This is a genomic window from Paenibacillus hebaui (assembly GCF_051934385.1).
Taxonomy (GTDB): Bacteria; Bacillota; Bacilli; order Paenibacillales; family Paenibacillaceae; genus Paenibacillus.
In genome coordinates this window covers 7,049,574-7,062,075 of record NZ_CP196836.1, presented here as the reverse complement: position 1 = coordinate 7,062,075, position 12,502 = coordinate 7,049,574, and the positions used below count along the sequence as shown (strand labels likewise).

The following is a 12,502-nucleotide window of genomic DNA, read 5'->3' as shown; positions in this document are numbered from 1 at the left end:
GACCCGCCATGGATATGCCCACGCAACAGGAATACCGAGATGAGACACAGGCTCGTTTGTCATACATTATAATGTAAGCGCTTTAATGTTAGGTCGGCTATCACATATACGATATTTAAATCCGATTTTGGCCCAACACAAGATCATAAAAAATCGATTCCAGGGAGGGATTCGTTCGTGAGCAGACGTTTAGTGAAGAAGGGATTCAGTTCGTTTCTATTGCTTGTGATGATGGCAGCAGCGGTATTATACCCGACATCTACCGGACATGCAGCTACTATTAATGTTACGGATAATGGGTCAAGGATTGAAGTGAACACGGGAGCAGGGCTGGTATACACGGTGAATAAAACCAATGGCGATATGATATCTGCCAAAATGAACGGGACGGAGTTGAGCAGTTCGAGCAAGGGGTCACATATCGGCTCTGGTTTGGGTTCTGCCAATGTCACCTGGAACAAATCTCCTTCTGGATCAACCATGTTGATTACCGTCACCACCAGCACACTAACCCATTATTATGCTTCACGTGGTGGAGAAAACATCATCTATATGGCGACCCATATTACAGCGCAGCCATCCATTGGTGAATTGCGGTATATATTCCGTGGCAAAGGCAGTGTATTGACAGGGGTTCCAGCCAATTCGAATATTCGGAATAACACCGGAGCGATTGAGAGCCAGGATGTTTTTGGTTACGCCAACGGGCAGACTACCTCGAAGTATTACGGCAACGATCAGGCCAAAGATCTGACCATTAGAGGTGTCACCGGTAATGGTGTAGGCGTCTTTATGGCCTATGGTAACCGGGAGAAAAGCTCGGGTGGCCCGTTCTTCCGTGATATCCAGTTCCAAAGCGGCGGAGATACGGAGGTTTACAATTATATGAATTCAGGACATGCCCAGACTGAAAATTGGCGTATGGGCCTGCAAGGACCGTATGCCTTGATTTTCACCACCGGAGCAACGCCAAGTGTACCTGATTTTAGCTGGATGTCGGGTCTGAACCTGACGGGGTGGGTCGCCAGCCGAGGTAATGTCGTGCTTAACGGGCTTTCCGGCATGGATACGAGCTATGCGTATACGGTCGGTTTTGCCAACAGCAACGCCCAATATTGGGTGAATGCCTCTTCGAGCGGGGCGGCTGCCAAATACAGCATGATTCCCGGTACATACACCATGACGGTGTATAAGGGTGAACTGGCCGTCTTTACTGAAAGTGTGAACGTCACTGCGGGATCAACGACAACGGTGAATACGCGTACGATCAACAATGACCCAAGTAAAGCATCCAGCATCTGGCGCATTGGCAATTGGGATGGTACACCGCGGGAATTCCTGAACGGCCAGACGATTCCGATCCGTCATCCTTCCGATAGCCGCAACCCAAGCTGGGGTCCGGTCAGTTATGCAACTGGCAGTGCGACCAACAAGTTTCCTGCGATCCAGTTCCGTGGACAAAACTCGCCCACAACCGTTACCTTTAATTTGAACTCCGCGCAAGCCGCATCATCGCATACGCTTAATATTGGTATTACGGCAGCGTACAACAATGGAAGACCCAGTGTAACGATTAACGGACATACATTATCCAATCCGGCAGCTTCCTCCCAGCCGAATTCGCGCAGCTTTACGATTGGCACCTATCGGGGTAACAATACAACTTTCTCCTGGAATATCCCGGCATCCTATTTCGTTAATGGGTCCAACATAGTGACCATTACGCCAATCAGCGGCTCGAGCGACTTGGGCAATTGGTTAAGTGCCGGGTGGGTGTATGACTGTGTTGAATTGTTGAATTAAATGTAAAATAGTATTTGTGCCACCAATGAATTATATGGTTCAAGTGACAGATAAGGGCCATCAACAATACTTTGAGATGGAAAATAATTTTCAATCCTTGCGTGATATTACTGAAGCTGTTGAAGTCAATATGGACGAATTACATCAAAAATATGAAACCATCCGATCTGAAGAAAATCGGGAATACATGGATCAAATTCTGCAGAATCATATTAGTGCTCGCACTACCGCAGCGGTTGCCAAAGAAGAAGTAAGTCTCACTGTGGAAGCAAATCAATCCATGTTTGTGCCAGTACAGGATGGTTCGGGTTACAGTTATGGAGGAAACCAGAACTGGTACTCTCAAAATACGCATAAAGAACGGGGGTGTGGTCCGGTTGCAGCGGCCAATATCACCAATTACTTGGCCAAGATTACGAATCCTTCAGTTTACAGTACCTTATATAGTGGTAACACGACATCCAAGCAGGATTTTCTTGCTCATATGGATAAGATGTATGGCTACGTAAGTCCAGGTATCTTGGGTAAAATTTCGGTGGGCGGTTTTGCTTCCGCAGTGGAAAGCTATGCAAAAGATAAAAAGGTGAATTTGAGTAGAGTTAAGGATAATTCGGCATTTACGCTAGATAACACAGCTGCGTATATAAAAGCGGGGCTGAGCCTCAATTCTCCTGTTGCGACCCTCAATCTGTCTAAATTTGATGATTACGAATACGAATGGCATTGGATGACGATTACCAAGTATTATCGAGATACTACAGACAGCAGATGGATTGCTGTTTCGACCTGGGGTCAACGCAGGAGTATCAATTATCGAACTCATTTTGATGCCATATCAGGAAAGCGCACATTAGGCGGAGGATTCATTTATTTCAAATAAAGCAGGTGATTGTATGTATGGCATAAAACATTGCTCGGGGATATTGCATGTAGTGAATATTCTGGCTCTGGTTCTTTTCTTGACGGCATGTACTTCATACACTAACGTATCTTCAGATGAAGCCAAATCTTTTCGGCAGGATATCGAGCAAGATTTTCCTGCTATTCAAAAGACGAAAATTCGTTATTCCACACCTCGGATCGAAGTCGCTTATACGGTCAAGACAGAACCGGATGAAGAAGAGATTCATCGACTTTTCACTCAAACCGCAGCATTTATGACTAGCCCTTCTTTTCAAAGTGAAATGATTGACGCACAGTACCGTGAAAAATATCCAAGCTGGGGGGACCCAGAGCTTGCTATGACTATAACATTGCGCGGAAAGGATATATCTGCTTACCAGTTTACTTGTAAGCCAGAGAAATCCGAATCGGATTCTGGTAATGCGACATATGCTCAGTGGTACGTTCAGACACCGGATGATACTGTGGGCAAGCCTTATCCTGAATCTGGGACGGAGAACAAGTGAATTGATCCATTTTTTAGAAAACATGGATCAATAAACGGATTAAGAGAGCTCTCCATTAATGGATTTGGTCCATTTGCTGGCATGAAACATGTCGCTCTTTATATGGCCGTGCAAAAGAAGGGTTCCATCGTCAATATCTCTTCATATACTGCTTTGATTGGACAAGGCTTTAACCTGCGGTACGCGCATTATCCAAAGCGGCGGCAACAACCTTTGGTCGTCAAGGTGTTGGGGTGAATGCCCTTTTCCCTGGGATCATCGAAACACCAATGACTCAGTCCTTGAACACATCGAAGGAACTGCTTGAACGATTAATTCAGCCAACGCCGCGCTGTTCCTGGCTTCGGATGATTCTTCGTACATTACAGGATCTGAGCTGGTGATCGATGGTGGATACTCAGCCCAATAGCGTGTAAAATGATGGTCCTTAAATCAAATTAGGGCTGTTGTTTATTTTTACGAGCGTTGCAAATGAATCAAGCCGTAAAAGGAGGTATGGCTCCCTTTACGGCTTGATGTCTATCTATACTATCTATATCCCGTCTATTAAGCGGGGAAGCCGCCGCCCGGTGGCGGCCATGCGCCGTAGAAGCGACGAAGCAGAACAATCTCGCCCAGATGGTACGAGTTGTGGGACGCGATATTGCGTAGTAGTCCGGCTATGGTTTCGCCCGGGAAAAACGGTAACGGATCATCCAACTTTGCTGTCTCCGCAATAGCTACCGCTTGATCAACCCCATCCAGAAAGGCCTGGATATCCGCCTGCCATGTGGCTTCATCAAGAGGGCCTGTCTCTTCAGGCCAGCTCTCCATGACATTGGCGGGAAGCTGCGGCTTCCGTCCTTCCACATGCTCCAGCATGAATTGTTGCCAGTAGTGCATGTGTTTCACCAGTTGATAGATACTGTACGGCATATGTTCATGTACACGCCCAGCCAGCTCCACGTTGATATCAGGCAGAGCGCGAGCGATACGAATATGTCCACGTTCCCCGACCAGTGATTTGACCAGAGCTTGTCCAAATAAATGATTTGCGTCTGACATGCGGATTCATCCTCTCTTATAAACCTAATTGGATTCTCGATCCATAATGATAGTATACAATTAAATTTTGTGAAATGAAAATAGCGCCTTGGCTACACGCCCGAGTGGTGTAGAAGGCTCACTGGAACATTGTGAAAATCGTCACGTAAGTTCTGCTGCTTTTACGTTATAGTGAGTGGTTAGTGGAGGGGGGATATGGCTATGATCATTTCGAATGAGGCGCTTGTTCCGAATATCTATGTGATGAAAGTAAAGGGAAACTACAGAGGCAGGATGGGGCAGTTCTACATGCTGCGCAGCGGAATGAGTTACCCACTGTTACCCAGACCCATTAGCATTTATGACATCGGGGAAGAGTATATTGCTTTTTTATACCGCGTCGTCGGAGAGGGAACACGGTTGTTATCGCTGCTAAAGCCAGGTCAGGAGCTTCAGTTGGAAGGACCATTTGGGAATGGCTTTCCTCAGGTAGAGGGGAGTCTGGCCCTAATTGGGGGAGGCATGGGGACGGCTCCATTATTGCTGGCTGCGAAGTATTACCCGGATGCGGACGTGTACCTGGGGTTTGCACAGCAAGCTTTCGGGGTTGAAGCCTTCCAAGCTGTGACGGCATCTGTTCAAGTGAAGGTAGGCGGTAGTATTTTGGAGCAGGTCGACCCGTCATGCTATACCCATATGTTCTCTTGCGGACCGACTCCAATGCTGCAAGCACTTGCTCTGCAAACGTTAGGAACGTCGGCGCGTTTATATATTTCAACAGAACGGCATATGGCCTGTGGTATTGGTGCTTGCTTGGGGTGCACAATAAGTACACCTAAAGGTAATCGCAGGGTGTGCAAGGAAGGCCCTGTTTTTCCAGTGGAGGAGGTGGAGTTTGATGATCTCCATGGCGTGTAAGATCGCAGGTGTACCTTTGAAAAACCCGATTATTATGGCTTCCGGTACATTTGGATTCGGGCGTGAATATGCGGATTATGTTGATCCTGCAGTATTAGGTGGCATGGTTGGCAAGGGACTTACCTTACATCCCAAGGCTGGAAATTCAGGGACACGAATCGATGAGACAGCATCTGGCATGCTCAATAGTGTAGGATTAGAGAATCCGGGGGTTGTCGCCTTTTTGAAGGATGAGCTGGATGACATGACTCGCTGGGATACGGCGGTGATCGCCAATGTGGGTGGTGCCAATCTGGAGGAATATGTGCAGGCCGTAGCGCTGATCACAGAAGATACACAGAAACGCCATAGCCTGAATCGCAGGGGTGTGGACATACTGGAGCTGAACATATCATGTCCTAATGTGAAACAGGGAGGAATGCAGTTCGGCATCCAGACGGAGACGGCGCGTGAAGTGGTAAGACAGGTGCGTAATGCGACGGCGCTTCCACTGATTGTCAAGCTGTCTCCCAATGCGGAGAGCATCACACAGATGGCAGTGATGTGCGAGGAAGAAGGTGCAGATGGCATCTCGCTGATCAATACCTTTTCGGCCATGAAAATTGATATATATCGGCGCCGCAGCGTTTTTGCGAATACGTACGCAGGTCTTTCCGGTCCGGCAATCAAGCCCATTGCGATGCGAATGGTGCATCAGGTTGCACAAGCGGTGTCAATTCCGGTGATCGGCATGGGTGGGATCAGCTCGGTGGAAGATATTATTGAATTCACGATGGCAGGGGCAGCAGCCATTCAGGTAGGAACATACAATTTTGTTCATCTGCGTGCAGGGGCTGAGCTGGTAGATGGACTGGAACAATGGATGCAACGGGAAAAGGTGTATTCATTGGATGAGATACGGGGAATCGTCTAATGAGAATGAAGCCGAGAAAACACTTCCAAAACAAACAAATCCCTATGATATAATGATGACATTATATCTCAAGACTTCGGAGTCAAAGAGGAGGCTCTTGTGAAAGTCATATTGGTTGATGATGAACGATTAGCTTTGATAGGTCTCAGAAAATCTCTGGAGAATGAAGCACAAGGTATAGAAGTTGTTGCTACATACTTGGACCCAACGGAGGTGATGGCAGGTGTATTGCTCCATCGTCCTGATGTGGTTTTTCTGGACATCCAAATGCCGGAGATCGATGGCCTGGACCTCGGTCGGCAGATTCAGGCGGAGGCGTCCGGAGTGGAGATCATATTTGTGACGAGTCACGATCAATACGCTGTCAATGCATTTGAGCTGGATGCTTTGGACTACATCATGAAACCGATACAAAAAGAGCGCCTAAAACAAACCTTGATGCGATTAAAAGGGAAATTGGGCTTAAAACGTGAGCACCAGGCGAGAGATACAAGTGGACCACTCATTAACTGTTTTAATCAGATTCAGTTCAAGCTTCCAGGTATGGATGCCCAAACCGCAAAATGGCGTACAAGCAAGGCGCAAGAGCTATTTGCCTTTCTGCTGCATCATCGCAAACAGACCATTCATCGCAGTGTGCTGCTTGAGTTGCTGTGGCCAGAGCTGGAAGAGTCCAAAACGGCAAAACATCTGTATACGGCGATGTATCATGTACGACAGACGTTGAAAGCTTATAAAATGCACATGATTACGATTGAGAGTGGGCAAACGAAGCCTGTAGATGCACTGGAGTTAAAATATCGAATCCGGGCACTGATCACGCTAAATCAGTCTATCAAGGAACGCGGAAGCCTATCTATTTATTGAGAAAACACGCTTTGAAGATCGGCTGTCAATCGAATGGAATGTCGAGCCGAATCTGCGGCTATTCCTTCCTCCGTTGTCCATCCAGCCTTTGATCGAAAATGCCGTGAGACATGGTCTATTAAGAAAAAACGTTGGTGGCACGGTATATCTGTCCATTTCCCGCCAAGAGGGTTATACCCATATTGAGGTGAAGGATAATGGCATAGGCATCGAACCCGATCAAGTGATTGAGTTGCAGAATGCCAAACTAAAAGGAAACAGCGGGATCGGTATCGCCAATACCCATCGAAGGTTGATTCAATTGTATGGTGGTAAGGGATTGGTGATTGTAAGTAAGCTGGGTGAAGGAACCACGGTGTCATTTGATATTCCGGACAGGTGAGAACGATAACGGGAATCATATAAACATACGCTGAGTATGAAAGAAGGGCCGTAGAAGCGAAACACTTCCGGCCCTTTTTGCATTGATCATCGATGGATCATCCTTATTTTAATTATTTCTTATGGACTTCTCCTATGTTAGTATGTTTACCATTAGAAGCGCGGATGAACGTATGGCGCTAATCGGGACATGGTGGGTGGAGTATGATGCGCAATTGGGTTCGAAATGAAAATGTGCAAATGGTGGCGGTCGCTTTTGCCACAGCTGTAGGAGCACAATTCAAGATTAATCCCTTTCGGGAAGATTATTTCCGCATCGGTCTGGGTGTAAGTATTCTTTTATTTTTGCTGATGATTATGCCGCATCTGTCTTATGTGAAGACAGGAATCTTAACAGGGATCGCGAGCTTCTTCTTTCAATCGGCAGATTTGCTGAATCATGTGAACTCAATATCAATCTTGGAAAGTATGCGTGACAATCTGGGTGCCGGCATCTATTATGTCGTCTTCGCTTATGGTTTGAGCAAATTCAAGAACAGATTCCATGAGTTTCAGCCCCTTATACTGGGAGGAATAATCATGTGCATCGATTTTTCCTCCAACCTTGTCGAGCTGTTCATTCGCGGCGTGTTGAGCGGTGCCAATATCTTTTATATGAAGGAATGGCTGTATCTACTTGTGGTGGGTGGTTTGCGAAGTTACTTTGTGATTGGGCTGTATAACAGCTTTGCGGTGAGGCAGATGCGATTATTGCATGCGGAGCAGGAGAAACGAATGGAACAGATGCTGAGTGTGAACTCAGGTCTGTATGGTGAAGTCTTTTATCTGAAAAAAGCCATGAATACGATTGAGGGTATTACCGTCGATAGCTACGACCTATATCGCGAGCTCAGAGAACAGGATATGAACCAATATAGCCATCGGATGCTTGGCATTGCTCAACAGATCCATGAGGTGAAGAAGGATTCGCAGCGTATTCTGGCAGGTCTGCTGAAACTGTACGATAGTGAAAAAGAAGTCCACATGACTCTTTCCGAGGTATTGAATTATGCTACCAAGGGAAATCGAAAATATAGTGAAATGCTCAACAAGAAAATTGAGATTCACATCGAACAGCAATATGATTTTGAATCCCCTTATTATATCCCTCTCCTCACTGTCATGAACAACCTGATTGCCAATGCGGTGGAAGCGATAGAGAACAACGGGACAATTCAGATTCGTGTTATTAAACAGGATATCAATGTGCAGTTGGTGGTCATGGATTCTGGAAAAGGTGTGCCCGAGGCCAAACGGGATGTGATTTTTGAACCTGGCTATACGACCAAATTCAATGAAGTAGGCATTGCAGCAACCGGAATTGGTCTGTCCCATGTACGCGATATCGTGCAGTCCCTGGAGGGCCGAATCAGCATGGAATCTGCGCCGCGAGGTGAACAGGGCTCCACTTTCATTGTATGTATTCCCACAGCGAATTTAATCAAGGGGGCCGGTGTAGATGACGCTTTCTATCCTGAGCGTGGATGATGATGTCATTCATCATGATCTCACATGAATTACGATGTGAAACTCACTATAGTCTGAGATTTGGACGGATACAATCGCAAAAGTCTCAGTGACTTCATCGATGAGTGCAACCACGGCAAGCATGTAGTATCCTTTTTGAGAAACAAAGAAGAACTTCCTTAAGCTCTGCATAACATCATTTAATCATACAGGAGGAATGCATTGTGAAGGCAAATGAGAAATTACGGACATATGCATTATCCGATGTTAATAAGCTCAAGGTGCATGGCAGAACAACCGGTGGGTTGTCGCCGTTGACTTTATTTTGGACAGGCAGTGCAATTGAACTCAATGTACAGGGCTCCGAACTATGGGTTGAGGTGGAGTCCCGTTACGACATGTATGAGTCCTGGATCAGTATCCTAATCAACGGTGTTTCCGTGAGCAGACAAATGTTAACGGAGGGAAGGTATTGGATCTGTGTATTCCGAGGCATGAACGGGAATGTGGTGAAGAATGTGCGTATCGTCAAGGATGTGCAGGCCATGAGTGGAGACCCGGGCTGTTCGTTGCAGGTTCATGCGGTAAAGTCAGATGGAACATTCCTGTCTGTGGATGAAAAACCGTACAAAATAGAGTTTGTCGGGGATAGCATTACCTCTGGCGAAGGTGCGATTGGAGCTAGAGTGGAAGAAGATTGGGTTCCGATGTGGTTTAGTGCCATACATAATTATACGTTTATGACAGCAGAGGCGTTGAATGCAGAATACCGGGTAATCTCGCAAAGTGGCTGGGGTGTGCTGACAAGCTGGGATAACAATCCGAAGGGGAACATTCCCGATTATTACGAGCAAGTCTGTGGACTGCTTACCGGTGAACGTAACGAAGCGCTAGGTGCAGGAGATCAGCATGATTTTGGTTCGTGGCAGCCGGATGTGGTGGTCGTGAACCTGGGTAGCAATGATGGGGGGGCGTTTCAGTCACCTGAGTGGAAAGACCCCGACACCGGTAAGGTGTACAAGCAGCGGCTGAACGAAGATGGTACGTATCATGAAGAGGATTTGACCGCTTTTGAGAAAGCGGTGGAACAGTTCCTGTTCAAACTTCGGAAAAACAATCCGGCGGCACATATCGTATGGGCTTATGGCATGCTTGGTTTTCCGATGATGCCCGCCATCTACCGTGCGGTTGATGTGTATACGAAGCGGACAGGTGATTACAAGGTTACGATTATCCAGCTTCCCGATACGACTGAGGAGACAGTGGGCGCACGAAGTCATCCCGGGGAGTTATCTCACCGTAGGACGGCAGAGGTGTTGGCAGCATATTTAAAGGGGATTCTGTCATCCGAGTGAGAAATGTAGAGGAATAAAATAAAAGACAGCTCCAGATTGTTCAATACTCCAAAGGCTGAATGTGTATACATCGGACCATTGGTAGCACTGGCATATCGGGCTGTCTTCTTTTCGTTGTAGGCTATTTCAGATTCTGCACCTCATAACGAATCGAAATGATCTGTCCGAGCGTCTGGGTTTGGACCATTTTGAAATGGCTCGGAACGGTTCCAGTTGGGAATAGCGGGATGCCTTCACCGAGGATTTTCGGAATGATGGCGATTTCGATCTCATCCAGTAATTTGTGATTCATCACAGCCTGAACAAGCTTTCCGCCACCCACAATCCACACATCTCCATCCGAAGTCTGTTTTAACCGGGGAATGAGTGTTTCCACAGTCTCGGTTGTAAACTGTACATGCGGGGCAGGAGGCTGTGCCGCGCGGGAAAGCACATACGTTGGGCGATCCGCATAAGGGAATTCCTCAGATAGTTTGAGCACCTCTTCATACGTATAACGTCCCATGACTACGCTGCCGATCGTTTGATAGAATGCGGCATACCCGTTATCTCCTCCGTCACCTTCTACATCGAATAACCAATCCACCGAACCGTCCAGCCTTGCGATATATCCATCCAAACTCATAGCAATGTACAAAATCGTTTTGTTATTGTTCATGTTCATCGCTCCCTTCTAAAAGTATGATACACTTTAACTATGACAAAAGTTGACGTAGTTAGGATGCTGAATGTATGAATAATCGGAAGCTGGCCATCATGCGCCTGATGGACTCCAGACAGAAATTCACTGCCCGAGAACTGGCAGAACGGTTCGATGTATCAGTTCGTACCATTCAGCGTGATCTGGATGCATTGCAAGCGCTGGGTTTTCCGTTGTACACAGAAGTTGGCGTGAACGGCGGGTACCGGGTGTTACCTAATCGGATTTTGCCACCTCTTCAACTGACACAGCAGGAGGCATTGGGGCTGTTTATGATGCTTGAATATTTGCAGCAAGTTCCGGATTTTCCATATGGATCGATGCGTGAGCATTTGGCTGAGCAATACTTCTCTACTTTGCCCAAGGATGTACAGGATCTAATTATGCGGATGAGGGAACATATTACCTTTGTCCAACATCCTGGTGAGCATGCTGTGCCACTAACAACGGATATATTGAGTGCAGCGGTGGAAAAGAGAGAAATCGAGTTTATGTATCATGCCCGCAGTGGTCCTAAAAAAGTCCAGGTCTTCCCCTATGGCATCTACTACGAGCAGGGACATTGGTACATGCCAGCCTGGAATAAGGATCGCGTATTGTTGTATCGGGTGGATCGCATGCAGCAGTTGGCTGTTTTGGAATCCGTGGATGAATCTGTACCGAGCCTGAAAGTATGGCTAGCTGCCAAAGAAAATAGAGCAAGCGTAGAAGTGGTGCTGCAATTCACGGATTTTGGAGCAAGGATTGCCACGTCGGATGTGCTGTTTAAGTCGGTTCAAGGCAACGAATGGCGAGGAATGGTTCCGCCGGAAGAGTTCTATTTTACAGCGCGAAAGTTACTCGCCTATGGCCCGGAAGTGAAGGTCATTACTCCGCTCGAATTGCAACAGCAGGTTAGAGAGATGCTAGAACGGAGTTTGGCCCAGTACAGTCAGGAATAAAGGATATTGTGTTCTGATATGGAAGATATAGGAGTGCCATCTAACGTAAGCTTATATTGATTCACGAAATGGGGGCTACCATGATTCGATTCATAATAAATTTCACGATCCGCTCTATGCAGAGTCCATGCGATGAACAACGGCGGTTGTTTGCATAGAGCTTGAAATTCAATTCCGCCATACGATTGTAGTGCATATTCACTGCGTTCATCGTACGACTCTGCTGCCTTAAAGATTTTAACTTTTAAGGAGTGGAGCAACGTGAAATATATTAATGCTGATACAATATTCCCGGAAGAATTGCTCAAAGAAATACAGCGCCACATACCAGGTGGATTAGTCTATATTCCCAAGCCCAAGGATGCACATAAGAAGTGGGGCGAGAACTCGGGAAGCAGAATGGTTGTCACAGAGCGGAACAAAGAGATTCGCCAACTTTTCTCTGCGGGAACAACAATAGATCAGCTTGTAGAGCAATACTGTTTATCCGTCGATAGCATCAAGAAGATTGTATATTGTAAAAAGTGAGGAAATTATAGAAGCCACGTTCGAGCAATCGAATGTGGCTTTTTTCATGTGTAGAGAATGGTTATTAAGGATTCTTTACATATTCGAGGGCGCTTACTACGGGTACAATTATTTTGACGGTACAAGTATGTGAGATGAGAGTTCCTGAAATAGGTCTT

Annotated in this window: 13 protein-coding genes and 1 pseudogene; 12 read left to right on the top strand and 2 right to left on the bottom strand. The window is 46.6% G+C overall.

All coding sequences use genetic code 11. The features are described from left to right. The first annotated feature begins 177 nt into the window (after positions 1 to 177). The 4 genes and pseudogenes from ACR32F_RS31800 to ACR32F_RS31785 form a co-directional block, all read left to right on the top strand. Positions 178 to 1,803 carry a rhamnogalacturonan lyase B N-terminal domain-containing protein gene (locus tag ACR32F_RS31800; RefSeq protein ID WP_440114757.1) on the top strand — a complete coding sequence of 542 codons (1,626 nt, stop codon included), beginning with the start codon at positions 178 to 180 and terminating at the stop codon, positions 1,801 to 1,803. Positions 1,804 to 1,828: 25 nt separating this feature from the next. After that, positions 1,829 to 2,683 (top strand): hypothetical protein, encoded by an 855-nt coding sequence (locus ACR32F_RS31795; protein WP_440114754.1) that lies wholly within the window; start codon positions 1,829 to 1,831, stop codon positions 2,681 to 2,683. Positions 2,684 to 2,696: 13 nt separating this feature from the next. Beyond that, a complete protein-coding gene (locus ACR32F_RS31790; RefSeq protein ID WP_440114751.1) occupies positions 2,697 to 3,212 on the top strand; it encodes a hypothetical protein in 516 nt (171 codons plus the stop codon). Between the two features lie 48 nt (positions 3,213 to 3,260). Then, positions 3,261 to 3,621: pseudogene (locus ACR32F_RS31785) on the top strand (SDR family NAD(P)-dependent oxidoreductase); the annotation flags it as partial. A gap of 137 nt (positions 3,622 to 3,758) precedes the next feature. On the opposite strand, the gene ACR32F_RS31780 reads toward ACR32F_RS31785, so the two are convergent. After that, entirely contained in the window at positions 3,759 to 4,256 is a 498-nt protein-coding gene (locus ACR32F_RS31780; protein ID WP_440114748.1) for a DinB family protein, read from the bottom strand. Between the two features lie 195 nt (positions 4,257 to 4,451). Between ACR32F_RS31780 and ACR32F_RS31775 the strand changes: the two genes are divergently transcribed. The 6 genes from ACR32F_RS31775 (at position 4,452) to ACR32F_RS31750 (ending at position 10,175) form a co-directional block, all read left to right on the top strand. Beyond that, entirely contained in the window at positions 4,452 to 5,153 is a 702-nt protein-coding gene (locus tag ACR32F_RS31775; protein WP_440114745.1) for a dihydroorotate dehydrogenase electron transfer subunit, read from the top strand. After that, positions 5,134 to 6,066 carry a dihydroorotate dehydrogenase gene (locus ACR32F_RS31770; protein WP_440120077.1) on the top strand — a complete coding sequence of 311 codons (933 nt, stop codon included), beginning with the start codon at positions 5,134 to 5,136 and terminating at the stop codon, positions 6,064 to 6,066. The genes ACR32F_RS31775 and ACR32F_RS31770 overlap by 20 nt, the downstream gene beginning before the upstream one ends. A 99-nt stretch (positions 6,067 to 6,165) precedes the next feature. Further along, positions 6,166 to 6,933: a LytR/AlgR family response regulator transcription factor gene (locus tag ACR32F_RS31765; RefSeq protein ID WP_440114742.1), complete on the top strand. Its 768-nt coding sequence runs from the start codon at positions 6,166 to 6,168 to the stop codon at positions 6,931 to 6,933. Positions 6,934 to 7,006: 73 nt separating this feature from the next. Further along, on the top strand, positions 7,007 to 7,315 hold the full coding sequence (locus tag ACR32F_RS31760; protein WP_440114739.1) for a sensor histidine kinase: 309 nt from the start codon (positions 7,007 to 7,009) through the stop codon (positions 7,313 to 7,315). A gap of 203 nt (positions 7,316 to 7,518) precedes the next feature. Then, positions 7,519 to 8,841: an ATP-binding protein gene (locus ACR32F_RS31755; RefSeq protein WP_440114736.1), complete on the top strand. Its 1,323-nt coding sequence runs from the start codon at positions 7,519 to 7,521 to the stop codon at positions 8,839 to 8,841. 203 nt (positions 8,842 to 9,044) lie between these two features. Further along, complete coding sequence (locus tag ACR32F_RS31750) at positions 9,045 to 10,175, top strand: SGNH/GDSL hydrolase family protein (protein ID WP_440114733.1); 1,131 nt, start codon at positions 9,045 to 9,047, stop codon at positions 10,173 to 10,175. A gap of 121 nt (positions 10,176 to 10,296) precedes the next feature. Here the strand turns inward: ACR32F_RS31750 and ACR32F_RS31745 are convergent, their stop codons facing one another. After that, positions 10,297 to 10,839, bottom strand: coding sequence for a dihydrofolate reductase family protein (locus tag ACR32F_RS31745; protein ID WP_440114731.1), 543 nt, complete (start codon positions 10,837 to 10,839; stop codon positions 10,297 to 10,299). A 68-nt stretch (positions 10,840 to 10,907) separates the two neighbouring features. On the opposite strand from ACR32F_RS31745, the gene ACR32F_RS31740 reads away from it, so the two are divergent. Together ACR32F_RS31740 and ACR32F_RS31735 are read left to right on the top strand one after the other, a co-directional pair. Then, the gene (locus ACR32F_RS31740; RefSeq protein WP_440114728.1) at positions 10,908 to 11,816 is read left to right on the top strand and encodes a helix-turn-helix transcriptional regulator; all 909 of its coding nucleotides are present in this window, start codon (positions 10,908 to 10,910) and stop codon (positions 11,814 to 11,816) included. Positions 11,817 to 12,077: 261 nt separating this feature from the next. Further along, a complete protein-coding gene (locus tag ACR32F_RS31735; protein ID WP_440114725.1) occupies positions 12,078 to 12,344 on the top strand; it encodes a CD3324 family protein in 267 nt (88 codons plus the stop codon). Positions 12,345 to 12,502 lie beyond the last annotated feature (158 nt).

Coding starts and splice junctions, on each gene's coding strand:
- ACR32F_RS31795 (WP_440114754.1), top strand. CDS start 1,829: ATGAATTATATGGTTCAAGTGACAGATAAGGGCCATCAACAATACTTT.
- ACR32F_RS31790 (WP_440114751.1), top strand. CDS start 2,697: ATGTATGGCATAAAACATTGCTCGGGGATATTGCATGTAGTGAATATT.
- ACR32F_RS31780 (WP_440114748.1), bottom strand. CDS start 4,256: ATGTCAGACGCAAATCATTTATTTGGACAAGCTCTGGTCAAATCACTG.
- ACR32F_RS31775 (WP_440114745.1), top strand. CDS start 4,452: ATGGCTATGATCATTTCGAATGAGGCGCTTGTTCCGAATATCTATGTG.
- ACR32F_RS31770 (WP_440120077.1), top strand. CDS start 5,134: ATGATCTCCATGGCGTGTAAGATCGCAGGTGTACCTTTGAAAAACCCG.
- ACR32F_RS31755 (WP_440114736.1), top strand. CDS start 7,519: ATGATGCGCAATTGGGTTCGAAATGAAAATGTGCAAATGGTGGCGGTC.
- ACR32F_RS31745 (WP_440114731.1), bottom strand. CDS start 10,839: ATGAACATGAACAATAACAAAACGATTTTGTACATTGCTATGAGTTTG.
- ACR32F_RS31740 (WP_440114728.1), top strand. CDS start 10,908: ATGAATAATCGGAAGCTGGCCATCATGCGCCTGATGGACTCCAGACAG.